Origin of the sequence: Erythrobacter sp. GH1-10, assembly GCF_045363165.1 — a bacterium.
Taxonomy (GTDB): Bacteria; Pseudomonadota; Alphaproteobacteria; order Sphingomonadales; family Sphingomonadaceae; genus Erythrobacter.
On record NZ_JBJFLP010000001.1, the window covers coordinates 928,180 to 941,140 of the forward strand.

Sequence of the window (12,961 nt, forward strand, 5' to 3'; positions counted from 1 at the left end):
AAGGGAGAAAATACCATGGCTGGCAAGACCAACGCACTGCAGAAACCGGTGCAGCTTTCAAGCGAACTCGAGAACGTGATCGGCAAAGGCCCGATGACGCGCGCTCAGGTAACCTCGAAGGTGTGGGAATACATCAAGGCAAACGGCCTTCAGGATTCGACTGACAAGCGTCAGATCAATCCGGATGCCAAGCTTGGCGCAGTGATCGGCAATTCGCAGATCTCGATGTTCAAGATGACCGCTGCGGTGTCGAAGCACCTCAGCTAAGGCCTGCGTCCTGAAAATGACGAAGGGATCAGCGGCGCGCGATGCGATATGCACAGCGCCGCTGGTCTTTCCTTTGCCCCTTCCATGTTAGCGTGATCGTCCCGGCGGCGAGCATTGCATCGACCGCATCGTGGACCATTTCCATAGTCTCGCGCCAATCGCCGCCGGGTCCGGCGAGCCGCTTTGCAGCCTCGCTCGGACAGATCGTTTTTCCCGGCCCGCGTTCGTCAAGCAGCGCCCTGATAGCTTGCTCGACCGCACTCATGCCGGTTTCGGCTTCCCGCCGACAATTTCACCCACCCACAAGGCCAGCCAGATCAGCACCGGCTGCGCGATCATGCGCGGGATATGATAGGCGAGGCCGAGCCCGCCATCGGGGCTCGCGAAGTCCAGCATCATGTGATTGATGTTCGCCGGCCAGACGCACAGCGCATAGAGTGCAAGACCGATGCCCGCCGCTTGCCTGAGCCGTCTCGAGAATGGCTGGATCAGACCGACTGCGCCGAGGATTTCGGCGATCCCGGTCCACCAGATCACCGCTTCGGGGGCGGGAACCCAGCCAGGAGTAATCGTCAGGAACGGCTCGGGCCGCACAAGGTGCGCGTATCCGGCATAGGCATAGAACAGCGCGAGGAGTATGCGGAGCGCGGCCTTGATCATCGGCCCGGCTCCCAACCTTCGGCAGCAAGCTCGAAGCCGGCAAAATCGAACCCAGGCACGACGACGCACGACACGAGAGAGTAACCGGCCGAGTCGTCCGCAGGTCTTGCGGCCTGCCACGCGTTCTTGGGTACATGCCCCTGCAAGGCGTGGCCGGACGACAGGCTGTTGCCGAGCACAGTGCTTTCGGCCGGCCCCGCATCGCTCGTTGCAATCCGCAGCTCGAGCGGATCGCCTGCCTGCCAGAACCACATCTCGTGCGCATCGACGCGGTGCCAGTGCGAGCTTTCTCCCGACTTGAGCAGGAACAGGATCGCGGTGCCGCGTGCGCGGCCCGACGCATCGGCCTCGCCGCGCCAGGTCTCGCGATACCATCCACCTTCCGGATGCGCTTGAAGCTGCAATTGTTCGATCAACGCGTCCGCGCTATTACCCGCCGCCATGTCGTGTCCTTTCGTTCGAAGGGCCAGTTACCGGGAGTTTCCATGACCATGCAATATCGCGCCATTTCGTTTGCCGCCCTTGCCGCCTGTCTCGTGACGCCCGCGTCCGCGCAAAGCGTCGCCGAGGACATCGCTCCCGCGATCGAGACGGACCAGGCGGTGATCACGGCGGAAGCCGCGCTGGAGGCTGCACCGGTGTTCGACGGCCACAACGATGTTCCGATCCAGCTGCGTAGCCGGTTCGACAACCAGATCGCCGATTTCCGTTTCGAGGACACGCTCTACACTGCGGACGACCATCCTCAGGGCCGTGCGATGCACACCGATCTTCGCCGGCTCGCCGAGGGCAAAGTCGGCGCGCAATACTGGTCGGTTTACGTCCCGGCGAGCCTGTCCGAGCCCGAAGCGGTGCAGATGACGATCGAACAGATCGATGTGATGAAGCGCCTGATTGCGCGCTACCCTGGAAGCCTCGCTTATGCCGAAACCGCCGACCAGGTCGAAAGCGCCATGGCTGACGGCCGGATCGCCTCGCTGCTCGGCATGGAAGGCGGTCACTCGATCGGTTCGAGCCTTGGCGTTTTGCGGCAGATGTATGCGCTGGGCGCGCGCTACATGACGATCACCCACTCGCGCAACACGCCGTGGGCGGACGCCTCGACGGATGATCCCGAACATGGTGGCTTAACCGATTTCGGACGCGACGTGATCCGCGAGATGAACCGGATCGGCATGCTCGTAGACCTCAGCCATGTCAGCGAAGAGACGATGCACGATGCGCTGGAAGTGGCGCGAGCGCCCGTGATCTTCAGCCACTCGGGCGCGCGCGCGATCAACGGCCATGCGCGGAACGTTCCGGATAGCGTGCTCGAACGGTTGCCTCAGAATGGTGGCATCGTGATGGTGGTGGGGCTGCCGGGCTTTCTCAATGACGAGCGGCGGCAGTGGTATGCGGAACGCGAGGCCGAGGAGGCACGGCAGAAGTCGCTCTATCTCGGCCAGCCCGATGTCGTTGCCGCCGCGATGGGGGAATGGGACCGAGCCAACCCCGAACCGCAAACGATGATCGGCCACATGGCCGACCACATCGATCACATCAGGGAAGTGGCCGGGGTCGAATATATCGGCATCGGCGCCGACTACGACGGGATGCCGACCGGGCCGGTTGGCATGGAAGACGTAGCCGGATACCCGGCCCTGTTCGAGGAGCTCGCCCGCCGCGGCTATTCGCAGGTCGAACTGGAAATGATCGCCAGTCGCAACGCCATCCGGGTCTTGCGCGAGGCCGAGCAATACGCCGCGCGCATTGCCGATCAACCGCCGATCGAAACAGTCATCGAGAAGGAATGATCAACCCCAGAGGGCGGGCACGATCCAGACGGCGCTCATCACGATGATCGCGAGAAGCAGGCTGATCCCGAGGATATAGCGAAGGATGCCGGGCGTGCTCGCTGCGCGCGCATCATCGTCTTCGATGTGGATTTCGTCGTTTTCTTCGTGTGCCATGTGAACTCCGTTCGATCCCGTATAGCGGGAGCGCGCGGGCCGAGAAAGCCCCTGCATCCCGTTGAGCAACAATTCAGTCCCGCAGCAATTCGTTGATGCCGGTCTTCGAACGCGTCTGCGCATCGACCGTCTTTACGATTACGGCGCAATACAGCGAGGGGCCCGGCGAACCGTCAGGCAGGGGCTTGCCGGGCAGCGAACCGGGCACGACGACCGCGTAGGGCGGGACTTTGCCGCGGTGCACCTCGCCGGTCGCGCGGTCGACGATCTTCGTCGATGCGCCGAGATAGACGCCCATCGAAAGCACCGCGCCTTCGCCGACGCGGACCCCTTCCGCGACCTCTGCGCGCGCGCCGATGAAGGCACCGTCGCCAATGATCACCGGTTCCGCCTGCAGCGGCTCCAGAACGCCGCCAATCCCCGCGCCGCCGGAAATGTGGACGTTCTTGCCGATCTGTGCGCAGGAGCCGACCGTCGCCCAGGTATCGACCATCGTGCCTTCATCGACATAGGCGCCGATGTTCACGAAACTTGGCATCAGCACGACCCCCTTGCCAATGAAGCTGCCGCGCCGGGCCACGGCACCAGGGACTACGCGGAAGCCGGCTTCGCGGAAGCGGTTTTCGCCCCATCCGGCGAATTTCGTGGGAACCTTGTCATAGGCCGGATCGCCCGCAGAACCGCCTTCCATCACGCGGTTGTCCTTGAGCCGAAACGAGAGAAGGACCGCCTTCTTAAGCCATTGGTTGACTGTCCAACCACCACTGCCGTCCGGCTCGGCGACGCGGGCTTCGCCGCTATCGAGCATACCGAGCGCTTCATTCACCGCGTGGCGGATGTCGCTTCCCGGCGTGATTTCGGCGCGATTTTCCCAAGCTGCCTCGATATCGGCGATCAGTGTGTCGGTCATGCGTTTCCTGCGGATTGGAGGTGTCTGTGTATGCGTTGCTGCTAGCGGCGCAGGGCCATTGTCACAAGCGGCAAGGGGCGCGAAGGTTCCTGATCGGCGCTACTGGCATTGTTAAGGAATTGGCCTTAGACCTTGCCTACCAGGGGGTTGATGCAAGAGGTCGCAGCTATGTTCAGGTCCTCGGGAGTTTTCTCTCCTCCCGATCCCGATGCCCGCTCTCCGATTGGCTGGAAGGTCGTCGGCAAGGCCGCCATTGCCGCGACGATCTGCGTCGCGTTGGGAGCATGCAGCGGTGGAGGACCGAGCTCGAACACTCCGATCTCGAACCTGCCGCCTCCTCCTCCTCCGCCGCCTCCTCCGCCGCCGCCACCCCCACCACCACCACCTCCGCCGCCGCCGGCACCGACCAATTTCGATACGGCCGAGTTTCGGCGCTCCGACGGTCCCGCATTTCACGGGGCTGACAATGCGTGGCGCGAAAACTTCACCGGTGCGGGCGAGGTCATTGCGGTCGTCGACACCGGGATCGATAGCGACAGCCCCGAATTCGCCGGACGAATTCATCCACAATCGGTCGATATCGCCGGCAATCGCGGGATCGATCCCGAGGACGACCACGGCACCAATGTCGCCCTCGTCGCGGGCGCAGCGCGCAACGACCAAGGCGTGCTCGGGATCGCCTTCGATGCCCAAATCCTCGCCATCCGAACTGACGATCCCGGGTCTTGCGGCACCGATACGCCGGACGATCCGACGCTCGGGTGCCTGTTCAACGATAGCGACATCGCCAACGCGATCACTTATGCGGTCGATAACGGCGCAACCGTGATCAATCTCAGTCTGGGTGGCGGCGGCGGTGCGTCGGTGAGAGTCCGCAACGCGGTGGCCGATGCCGCCAACCGCGGCGTGGTGGTCGTAGTCTCGGCCGGCAACGGTGGCGAAGGATCGGACCCGGACATCGATCCCGACCAGCCCGATCCCTTTGCGCGGGATATCCTGAATTCGGGAAACGGCAATGTGATCATAGTCGGCTCGGTCGACGATCGGGGCGAGTTTTCAGCCTTCAGCAACCGCGCGGGCAATGGGGCAGCTGCGTTCCTGTCGGCGCGAGGCGAGCGGATTTGCTGCGTCTACGACAACGGCGAAATCTTTGTGGAAACGATCGACGGGCAGCGGTTCGTGACGGTGTTTTCGGGGACCAGCTTCGCCGCGCCGCAGGTAGCCGGCGCCGTCGCGTTGCTCGCGCAAGCCTTTCCCAACCTGACGGCTAGCGAGATCGTCGAGATACTCCTCGACACCGCGCGCGATGCGGGAGCCAGCGGGATCGACCCGGTGTTCGGGGCCGGAATTCTCGATATCGCTGCGGCGATCGCGCCCTCCGGCACAACCACGCTCGCCGGAACCGGTCGAAGGCTCGCGCTGGCGGACAATTTCGCGATCGCATCGGCTGCGATGGGCGATGCGCTGTCGGGAGCTTCGCTCAAAACGGTGGTCCTCGATCGGTACGACCGTGCCTACACGGTGGCGCTGGCCAACCAGGCGCAGGCGGCCGCGCCGGTCCAAAGGTTGCGCGGTGCGGTCGAACGCGGCGGGATCACCCGTGCTGCCGGAAGCGAGACGCTGTCGCTGGCTGTGACCATCGGCGAAGGGAGCCGCGCTGCCGGACTCGGCTGGTCGAGCGAACTGCAGCTCTCGCCCGAAGAGTCGCTGGGTGCGCGGGTCCTCGCCGCTCGCGTCGCAGCCAGGATTGCGCCGGACCTCCAGCTCGGATTCGCAATTTCGCAGAGCGCAAAGGGGCTGGTCGGCCGACTGCAAGGGGCTGATCGTCCTTCATTCGCAATCGCACCGAGCGCTGGCGGGGATTCCGGCTTCCTCGCGAGCAGCGATATTGCGGTCGCATTCCGGCGTGAGATCGGACCGTGGGGCCTGACGCTATCGGCGGAATCCGGACGGGCCTGGCTGGGTGACAATCGGCGCGCGGGCGATGTCGTTTTCGGCGTGCGTGAACGGCGCCCGACAAAGAGCGTCGGCATCGCGGTGGATCGTAGTTTCGACGATCTTGATACCGCCTTCACGCTCTCTCGGCTTTCGGAAGACGGCACGCTTCTGGGTGGGCATTTCAATCCGGCGCTGGGACTGCAAGGCGCCGACACGCTCTTCATGGACGGCGAGGCCGCGTGGCGGTTCGCTCCCGGCTGGCGGCTTGGCGCAGCCTATCGGGCGGGCGTGACCCGGCCACGCGGAGGCGAGCTGGTGGGCAGGGGCTCGCGCCTCTCGAGCGAGGCATGGTCTTTCGATGTCACGAAACGCGGCGCAGTGCACGATACGGACAGCGTCGGGCTGCGGGTGAGCCAGCCCCTGCGCGTGACCGGCGGCGGGATCGATTTCGACCTGCCGGTTGCCTATGACTACGCTACCGAGGCGCCGATCATTGGTCGCCAGAGGCTTTCGCTCTCGCCGCGAGGGCGCGAAGTGATGGGAGAGCTGACCTATGGCTCGCCACTGCTGTTCGGCTATGGCCGCGCGAGCGTGTTCTATCGCAGCGAGCCCGGACACTTGGAACGGACGCCAGCAGACGTTGGCGCGCTCGTCAGCTTCTCGGCGTCGTTTTAGGCAGGCATTCCGGCAGCGACCGCGAACTGGTACGCGCGCTCCGCGAGCGGCTTTACGCGGTCGCTCATCGCCTTGGCATGGGCCGACGACGCGGTGCCGTCGATCACGCGCTTTTTGATGCCCTGCATGATCCCCGCAAGCCGGAACAAGTTGTAGGCGAAGTACCAGTCCATGGGCGGGACGGGGTAGCCGGTCTTCGCGACATAGCGATCGACCGCTTCCTGCTGCGAGGGGATGCCGAGCGCTTCGAGATCGAGCCCGAGCAGCCCTGCGCGTCCATCGGCGGGGTTGTGCCAGTTGAGCATCAGGTAGCTGAAGTCCGCGATCGGATCGCCCAGCGTCGAAAGCTCCCAATCGAGCACCGCGATGATGCGGTTCTCGGTCTTGTGGAAGATCACATTGTCGAGCCGGTAGTCGCCATGCACGACGCTGCTTTCGTGCTGTGGCGGAATGGTCTGCGGCAGCCACTCGATCAGCTTCTCCATCTCGGGCATATGCTCGGTTTCGGAGAGCTTGTATTGCTTCGACCAGCGGCTGATCTGGCGCGCGCAATAGTCGGTGGGTTTGCCGTAATCGCCGAGGCCGATCTCTTCGGGCTTGTTGAGATGCAGTTCCGCCATCGTGTCGATCAGCGAATGGTAGATTTCCCGGCGCTGTTCCGGCGTGCTGTCGGGCAGAGCGCCGTTCCAAAGGCTTCGGCCATCGGCCATGCTCATCACGAAAAACTTGGAACCGATGACGTCCGGGTCTTCGCACAGCCCATAGGTGCGCGGGACCGGGAAGCCGGTAGGGTAGAGCCCGGTCATGGCCTTGTATTCGCGGTCCACCGCGTGCGCGCTCGGCAGCAGCTTGCCGAACGGCTGTCGGCGCAGCACGTAATTGGTCGACGGTGTTTCGATTCTATAGGTCGGGTTCGACTGCCCGCCTTTGAACTTGGTGTAGCTGATCGGCCCTGCGAAACCCTCGACATTGTCCTCGAACCACCTTGTCAGGCTTTCGAGGTCGAGCTTGTCTTTCTCGGTCACCTCGACCGTGCCGACCATTTCCTTGTCGAAATCGATTTCCGGCATGCCTGTCTCGGGATTCGTTGTCTGATCCTTTGGCATCAGTCGAACACCACGACGCTGCGTGCCGAATGCCCCTCGCGCATCTTGTCGAACCCGGCGTTGACCTCTTCGAGCGGGATGCGTTCAGCGATGATCGTGTCGAGATCGAGCAGCCCGCGCATGTAGAAATCCACCAGGCGCGGCAGGTCGACCGGGAAATGGTTCATCCCCATGATCGCGCCCATCAGCTTCTTGCCGCCGAGCAAGTCCATCGCGCCGAGCCCGACCTTGCAGTCGAGCGGCATCATGCCGAGAATCACCGCCGTGCCGCCGCGCTTGAGCGAAGCGACGGCGAGGTCTGCGGACGCCTGACGACCGACCGCTTCGATACCCCAATCGACGCCGCCGCCGGAGATTTCGTGGATCTGCTTGACCACATCGTCGGCGAGAGCGTCGACAGTGTGCGAAGCACCGAGCACCTTGGCCAGCTCGCGCTTCTCGGGCAGCGGATCGGCGGCAATCACCTTGCCGGCGCCGGCGATCCTGGCCGCATTGATCGTCGCAAGGCCAACGCCGCCACAACCGACGACGAGCACAGTCTCGCCCGGTGTGACCTTGCAGGCGTTGAAGATCGTCCCCGCTCCCGTCGTCACCGCGCAACCGATCACTGCGGCGCGGTCCAGGGGCATGTCCTTGTCGATCGCGACGCAGGCATTCTCGTGGATCAGCATCTGTTCGCTAAGCGCGGAGAGGTTGAGCATCTGGTTGACCGTGTCGCCCCCACGCGAGAGGCGCGGAGCATCACCCTTGCCGCGGCGCGTATCGGCACCGAGGCACAGCGCCATCCGTCCGGTCACGCAGAATTCGCAATGCCCGCAGAATGCGCTGAGGCACGAGACGACGTGATCGCCGGGCTTGACCGTCTTCACTTCGCTGCCGACTGCGCGGACCACGCCAGCCGCCTCGTGCCCCGGCACGCAGGGAAGCGGGTGGGGATACGCGCCGTCGATGAAGTGCAGGTCCGAATGGCACAGACCGCATGCCTTGGTGTCGATCAGGACCTCGTGCGGCGCGGGATCGGCGAGCTCGATATCGCCGATCACAAGGCCTTCGCCCGGGGTTTCCAGGATTGCTGCTTTCGCCATGTTTGGCTTTCTCCCTTTTGCCGCGCGTGCCTTAGCGGGTCGCGCCCATGTCGCCCGAACTCATCGAGCCGGTGTCGTTGGCGGCGCGGCCGCCTCCGTCGCGCAGTGCATTCGCGGTTGGCCCTTCGTTCGGCACATGCTTGCCAAACTCCATGCGCGCGATCGAGCGGGCGTGAACCTCGTCGGGACCGTCGGCGAGACGCAGCGTACGCTGGTGCGCATAGGCGCTGGCGAGACCGTAGTCTTCGGACACGCCGCCGCCGCCATGCGCCTGGATCGCGTCGTCGATGATCTTGAGTGCCATATTCGGCGCCTGCACCTTGATCATGGCGATTTCCTGCTTCGCCGACTTGTTGCCGACCTTGTCCATCATGTCGGCAGCCTTGAGGCACAGCAGGCGGGTCATCTCGATGTCGATACGGGCGCGGGCGACGCGCTCTTCCCAGACCGAGTGCTTGTAGATCGGCTTGCCGAACGCCTCGCGCTCCTGCAGCCGGCGGCACATCTTGGCGAGCGCTTCCTCGGCGACGCCGATCGTACGCATGCAGTGGTGGATACGGCCCGGGCCAAGGCGGCCCTGCGCGATCTCGAACCCGCGCCCTTCGCCGAGCAGCATGTTCGTGACCGGCACGCGCACGTCCTTCATCTCTACTTCCATGTGGCCGTGCGGCGCATCGTCATAACCGAACACCGGCAAGTGGCGGATGATATTCACGCCGGGGGTGTCGATCGGCATCAGGATCATCGATTGCTGGGCGTGACGCTTGGCCTCGAAGTCGGTCTTGCCCATCACGATCGCGACCTTGCAGCGCGGATCGCCGAGGCCCGAAGACCACCACTTGCGACCGTTGATGACATATTCGTCGCCATCGCGCTCGATCCGGGTCTCGATGTTCGTCGCATCCGACGAAGCGGTGTAGGGTTCGGTCATAAGGAAGGCCGAACGGATCTCGCCGTTCATCAGCGGCTGAAGCCATTCTTCCTTCTGCTCGCGCGTGCCGTAGCGGTGGAACACTTCCATGTTGCCGGTGTCGGGAGCAGAACAGTTGAAGACCTCGCTGGCCCAGCCGATGCGCCCCATTTCCTCGGCGCAGAGCGCATATTCGAGGTTGGTGAGGCCGGGGCCGTCGAACTCGAACGTGTCGTCGACGTGATGATGGCTCTCGTTGCGCGGCGGCATGAAGAGGTTCCAGATCCCCGCTTCCTTGGCGAGCTTCTTCTTGTCCTCGATGATCTGGATCACTTTCCAGCGATCGCCCTCGGCGTCCTGCTCCTTGTAAGTGTCCATGTTGGGGCGGATATGCGTTTCGATGAAGTCGCGCACGCGGTCGCGCCAATAGGTCTGGCGTTCTGTCGGTTCGAAATCCATGGGGGTTCCCTCTCTCAAGTCCTGATTTGCAATCGAATCTGTCGAGCGCGACCGTGGCAGAGCGTTGCAGCCGCGCCAAGCTCTCATTTGTTATGGCGTGATCGTATGGCCGTCCGGTTCGGTTCGCGCTGCAGCATCGATCGGATCGTCCGGGATCGCGGCAGACCGGGCCTTGTCGTGCTTGGCCGCGACGCGGGCTTCGTGCTGTTCGCGCGTGATCGGAAAGCGCCCCAGCCAATAGGCTGCGATGATCGCCAGCACCGACCCAGCAATCAGATAAATCAGCGCCAGCTGGATCACGGCTGTCTCGGCCACCTCGTCCTGCGGGGTCCCTTGTTCGATACCGAGCGATTGCACGATCAGGCTCGTTGCGAGGATGCCCCCTGCGGTCGCGCACTTCTGCACAAGCCAGTTGCCGGAATAGAAAGTTCCTTCGGCGCGCTTGCCTGTCCGTTCCTCGAACGCTTCCACGATTTCGGCAACCATGGAGGTGGCCGAGATGATGGCAACCACTGAGGCAGTGTTGGCAATGACCAGCAATGCCAGCATCGAATAGGTTGAAACGGCAGTCCCGGTTTCGGGCCAGATTCCCAGCAGAAAGAGGACATAGGGCAGGAAATAAAAGATCATCGCCACGATCGCTCCGCCCGCCGACGAGTGGGGTTTGCCGAACCGTTTATGGAGCGGCCCGACAATGGCGAACATGAACAGCACCGACAGTGCGAGTACTCCGGGGTATAGTTGGAAAGCCAATTCGTCGAACTTCCAGACGTAATTGTTGACGTATTGCGTGATCGAGAAATTCATTCCCTGACCGACATAGGCCGCGAGACCGCCCGCGGCGAAAACGAGAAACGCCTTTTCCCGGAACGCGTCGAAAATCTCGGAGAAAGCACCGTTCAGGGAGAATGGCGGCGGACGATGCGACGGGCGCTGCGCCACGATCCGATGTTGTCCGGCTGCCGAACCGACGACAGCGACCACCATAAGAAACGCGCCGAACATGCCGAACTGCGCATAGCCTTCGGGCTGAAGCTGTGCCTCGGGAGTGGGAAGGAAGACCGTGAAGGCCAGCACCATCATCAGCATGCCGCCGAGCCAGCCCGAAAGGAAACGATAGCGAAACAGTGTCGTGCGCTCGACGTAATCGTCGGTGAGTTCGGGGACCAGGCTGATCGAGGGCACTTCGCAAGCCGACAAAAGCAGCCTGACGCCGACAGCCAGCGCGACGATTTCCCAGAAGCCCGGCGTGCCGGTAAAAGGCGGCGACCACAGCAGCGACCACATAAAGGCCAGCGGAATGGGCGCCACATACAGCCACGGTAGGCGCCGCCCCCAACGCGTATAAGTTCTGTCCGACAGATGTCCGATCAGCGGATCGATCAGTGCATCGACGACAAGGGCAGTGGCCAAGGCCGCGCCGACCAGCCAGGCTTCGACGCCGAGAACGAGATTATAGTAGGGCAGCAGGAAGAAGCTGAAGCCGAGATCCTTGATCCCGAACGCGACCGCGCCCGAGCCGTTCACGAATTTGAGCCACTGCGGCAACTTGCCGTTTATGTAGCCCATCGCTGCCGCCCCGAATTCACGGCGATTACGGCGAATCTGTCCACGCATGCTCTCCCAAACATCGCCGCGCAGCCTAGGCGCCAAGCGCCTCCCGTCAACGTAAACCCGTTGACGTTACGGCATGGGGTATGCTCGGACCTCACCCAAATCGGTCCTTGCTTGCAACCCACCAATGCCCATAACGTAAGCGTAAAGCGAGAGCATTTAGAGGAGAGTCGGATATGTCCGATCTGGAAGCCTTCCGCAAAGAAACCCGTGCCTGGCTTGAAGCCAATTGCCCGCCCGAAATGCGTGAGCCTGTTCGCGACGACGAAGACATCTATTGGGGCGGTCGCAACGCCACCTTCAAGAACGACGCCCAAAAGCAGTGGTTCGAAACCTGCGTCGCCAAGGGCTACACCGTACCGGCCTGGCCCAAGGAGTATGGCGGTGCCGGCCTTTCCGCACCCGAAGCCAAGGTTCTGCGTGAGGAAATGGGCCGAATGGGCGCCCGCCCGCCGCTCAGTTCTTTCGGCATCTGGATGCTCGGCCCGGCGCTGCTGCATTTCGGCACCGAGGGCCAGAAGCAGCGCTTCCTCAACGAAATCGCACGTGGAGAAATCCGCTGGTGCCAGGGATATTCGGAGCCGGGTAGCGGCTCGGACCTCGTCTCGCTCCAGACTTATGGCGAGGACAAGGGCGATTACTGGATCGTCAACGGCCAGAAGGTCTGGACCTCCTACGCAGATCAGGCCGACTGGATCTTCTGCCTTGTCCGCACCGACAAGACCAACAAATACCAGGGCATCACCTTCATGCTGTTCGATATGGCCAGCGAAGGCGTGTCGACCAAGCCGATCAAGCTAATCAGCGGCAATTCGCCTTTCTGCGAAACCTTCATGGAAGATGTGAAGGTGCCGAAGAGCTATGGCGAGGACATCCCGGCCTATGTCGGTCAGGTCAATCGCGGGTGGGATGTGGCCAAGTATCTGCTCGGCCACGAGCGCGAGATGATCTCCGGCGCTGGCGGGGGCGACCGCACTGCGGCGATCGGCGCGGCAATGAAGCGCCACGCTGCGAAGACCGGCGACGAGATCGATCCGGTGCTGCGCGCCGAACTGGCGATGTTCGATGTCGACGCTTTGGCATACTCATGCATGGGCGAGAAATTCCTCGACGAGATCAAGGTCGGCAAGGCGCATCCGGCGCAGCCCAACATGATGAAGTATGTCGGGACCGAACTGAACAAGCGCCGCCACGAGCTGATGATGTCAGCCGGCGGCTCGCGTTCGCTCGAATGGGAGAGCGAAGACACTGGCGGAGGCAAGCCCTCGCGCAACTGGCTGCGGACCAAGGCCAACTCGATCGAGGGCGGCACTTCGGAAGTCATGCTGAACGTGATTTCCAAGCGCATTCTCGAACTGCCAGGTTCCTGATCCGACAATGATATTCGG

13 protein-coding genes are annotated in these 12,961 nt (G+C 63.0%); 4 read left to right on the plus strand and 9 right to left on the minus strand.

What is annotated here, in order from left to right; genetic code table 11:
- Positions 1–15: 15 nt before the first annotated feature.
- Positions 16–267: an SWIB/MDM2 domain-containing protein gene (locus ACI5KX_RS04605; RefSeq protein ID WP_406809496.1), complete on the plus strand. Its 252-nt coding sequence runs from the start codon at positions 16–18 to the stop codon at positions 265–267.
- Between the two features lie 28 nt (positions 268–295).
- Here the strand turns inward: ACI5KX_RS04605 and ACI5KX_RS04610 are convergent, their stop codons facing one another.
- Genes ACI5KX_RS04610 through ACI5KX_RS04620 form a run of 3 tightly spaced genes read right to left on the minus strand, consistent with a single transcriptional unit; the run spans position 296 to position 1,370 of the window.
- The gene (locus ACI5KX_RS04610) at positions 296–532 is read right to left on the minus strand and encodes a DUF3253 domain-containing protein (protein WP_406809497.1); all 237 of its coding nucleotides are present in this window, start codon (positions 530–532) and stop codon (positions 296–298) included.
- Positions 529–927 (minus strand): DoxX family protein, encoded by a 399-nt coding sequence (locus tag ACI5KX_RS04615; protein ID WP_406809498.1) that lies wholly within the window; start codon positions 925–927, stop codon positions 529–531. The genes ACI5KX_RS04610 and ACI5KX_RS04615 overlap by 4 nt, the downstream gene beginning before the upstream one ends.
- Positions 924–1,370 carry a cupin domain-containing protein gene (locus ACI5KX_RS04620; RefSeq protein ID WP_406809499.1) on the minus strand — a complete coding sequence of 149 codons (447 nt, stop codon included), beginning with the start codon at positions 1,368–1,370 and terminating at the stop codon, positions 924–926. Before ACI5KX_RS04620 ends, ACI5KX_RS04615 begins: the two co-directional genes overlap by 4 nt.
- 48 nt (positions 1,371–1,418) lie before the next feature.
- Between ACI5KX_RS04620 and ACI5KX_RS04625 the strand changes: the two genes are divergently transcribed.
- Positions 1,419–2,720 carry a dipeptidase gene (locus tag ACI5KX_RS04625; RefSeq protein WP_406811319.1) on the plus strand — a complete coding sequence of 434 codons (1,302 nt, stop codon included), beginning with the start codon at positions 1,419–1,421 and terminating at the stop codon, positions 2,718–2,720.
- Here ACI5KX_RS04625 and ACI5KX_RS04630 read toward each other — a convergent pair whose 3' ends face one another.
- Both ACI5KX_RS04630 and dapD read right to left on the minus strand, forming a co-directional pair.
- The gene (locus tag ACI5KX_RS04630) at positions 2,721–2,876 is read right to left on the minus strand and encodes a hypothetical protein (protein WP_406809500.1); all 156 of its coding nucleotides are present in this window, start codon (positions 2,874–2,876) and stop codon (positions 2,721–2,723) included.
- Between the two features lie 73 nt (positions 2,877–2,949).
- A complete protein-coding gene (gene dapD, locus ACI5KX_RS04635; protein WP_406809501.1) occupies positions 2,950–3,786 on the minus strand; it encodes a 2,3,4,5-tetrahydropyridine-2,6-dicarboxylate N-succinyltransferase in 837 nt (278 codons plus the stop codon).
- A gap of 168 nt (positions 3,787–3,954) precedes the next feature.
- Between dapD and ACI5KX_RS04640 the strand changes: the two genes are divergently transcribed.
- A complete protein-coding gene (locus ACI5KX_RS04640) occupies positions 3,955–6,399 on the plus strand; it encodes a S8 family peptidase (RefSeq protein WP_406809502.1) in 2,445 nt (814 codons plus the stop codon).
- Here the strand turns inward: ACI5KX_RS04640 and ACI5KX_RS04645 are convergent.
- The 4 genes from ACI5KX_RS04645 to ACI5KX_RS04660 form a co-directional block, all read right to left on the minus strand.
- Positions 6,396–7,469 carry a phosphotransferase family protein gene (locus tag ACI5KX_RS04645; protein WP_406809503.1) on the minus strand — a complete coding sequence of 358 codons (1,074 nt, stop codon included), beginning with the start codon at positions 7,467–7,469 and terminating at the stop codon, positions 6,396–6,398. The genes ACI5KX_RS04640 and ACI5KX_RS04645 overlap by 4 nt on opposite strands.
- Before the next feature lie 35 nt (positions 7,470–7,504).
- Positions 7,505–8,590, minus strand: coding sequence for a Zn-dependent alcohol dehydrogenase (locus tag ACI5KX_RS04650; protein WP_406809504.1), 1,086 nt, complete (start codon positions 8,588–8,590; stop codon positions 7,505–7,507).
- A gap of 31 nt (positions 8,591–8,621) precedes the next feature.
- Positions 8,622–9,959 (minus strand): acyl-CoA dehydrogenase family protein, encoded by a 1,338-nt coding sequence (locus tag ACI5KX_RS04655; protein WP_406809505.1) that lies wholly within the window; start codon positions 9,957–9,959, stop codon positions 8,622–8,624.
- 90 nt (positions 9,960–10,049) lie between these two features.
- Positions 10,050–11,576, minus strand: coding sequence for an MFS transporter (locus ACI5KX_RS04660; RefSeq protein WP_406809506.1), 1,527 nt, complete (start codon positions 11,574–11,576; stop codon positions 10,050–10,052).
- Positions 11,577–11,749: 173 nt separating this feature from the next.
- On the opposite strand from ACI5KX_RS04660, the gene ACI5KX_RS04665 reads away from it, so the two are divergent.
- On the plus strand, positions 11,750–12,943 hold the full coding sequence (locus tag ACI5KX_RS04665; RefSeq protein ID WP_406809507.1) for an acyl-CoA dehydrogenase family protein: 1,194 nt from the start codon (positions 11,750–11,752) through the stop codon (positions 12,941–12,943).
- Positions 12,944–12,961: the final 18 nt, after the last annotated feature.

Coding starts and splice junctions, on each gene's coding strand:
- ACI5KX_RS04660 (WP_406809506.1), bottom strand. CDS start 11,576: ATGCGTGGACAGATTCGCCGTAATCGCCGTGAATTCGGGGCGGCAGCG.
- ACI5KX_RS04605 (WP_406809496.1), top strand. CDS start 16: ATGGCTGGCAAGACCAACGCACTGCAGAAACCGGTGCAGCTTTCAAGC.
- ACI5KX_RS04630 (WP_406809500.1), bottom strand. CDS start 2,876: ATGGCACACGAAGAAAACGACGAAATCCACATCGAAGACGATGATGCG.
- ACI5KX_RS04610 (WP_406809497.1), bottom strand. CDS start 532: ATGAGTGCGGTCGAGCAAGCTATCAGGGCGCTGCTTGACGAACGCGGG.
- ACI5KX_RS04625 (WP_406811319.1), top strand. CDS start 1,419: ATGCAATATCGCGCCATTTCGTTTGCCGCCCTTGCCGCCTGTCTCGTG.
- ACI5KX_RS04640 (WP_406809502.1), top strand. CDS start 3,955: ATGTTCAGGTCCTCGGGAGTTTTCTCTCCTCCCGATCCCGATGCCCGC.
- ACI5KX_RS04655 (WP_406809505.1), bottom strand. CDS start 9,959: ATGGATTTCGAACCGACAGAACGCCAGACCTATTGGCGCGACCGCGTG.
- ACI5KX_RS04615 (WP_406809498.1), bottom strand. CDS start 927: ATGATCAAGGCCGCGCTCCGCATACTCCTCGCGCTGTTCTATGCCTAT.
- ACI5KX_RS04645 (WP_406809503.1), bottom strand. CDS start 7,469: ATGCCGGAAATCGATTTCGACAAGGAAATGGTCGGCACGGTCGAGGTG.
- ACI5KX_RS04620 (WP_406809499.1), bottom strand. CDS start 1,370: ATGGCGGCGGGTAATAGCGCGGACGCGTTGATCGAACAATTGCAGCTT.
- ACI5KX_RS04665 (WP_406809507.1), top strand. CDS start 11,750: ATGTCCGATCTGGAAGCCTTCCGCAAAGAAACCCGTGCCTGGCTTGAA.
- ACI5KX_RS04650 (WP_406809504.1), bottom strand. CDS start 8,590: ATGGCGAAAGCAGCAATCCTGGAAACCCCGGGCGAAGGCCTTGTGATC.
- dapD (WP_406809501.1), bottom strand. CDS start 3,786: ATGACCGACACACTGATCGCCGATATCGAGGCAGCTTGGGAAAATCGC.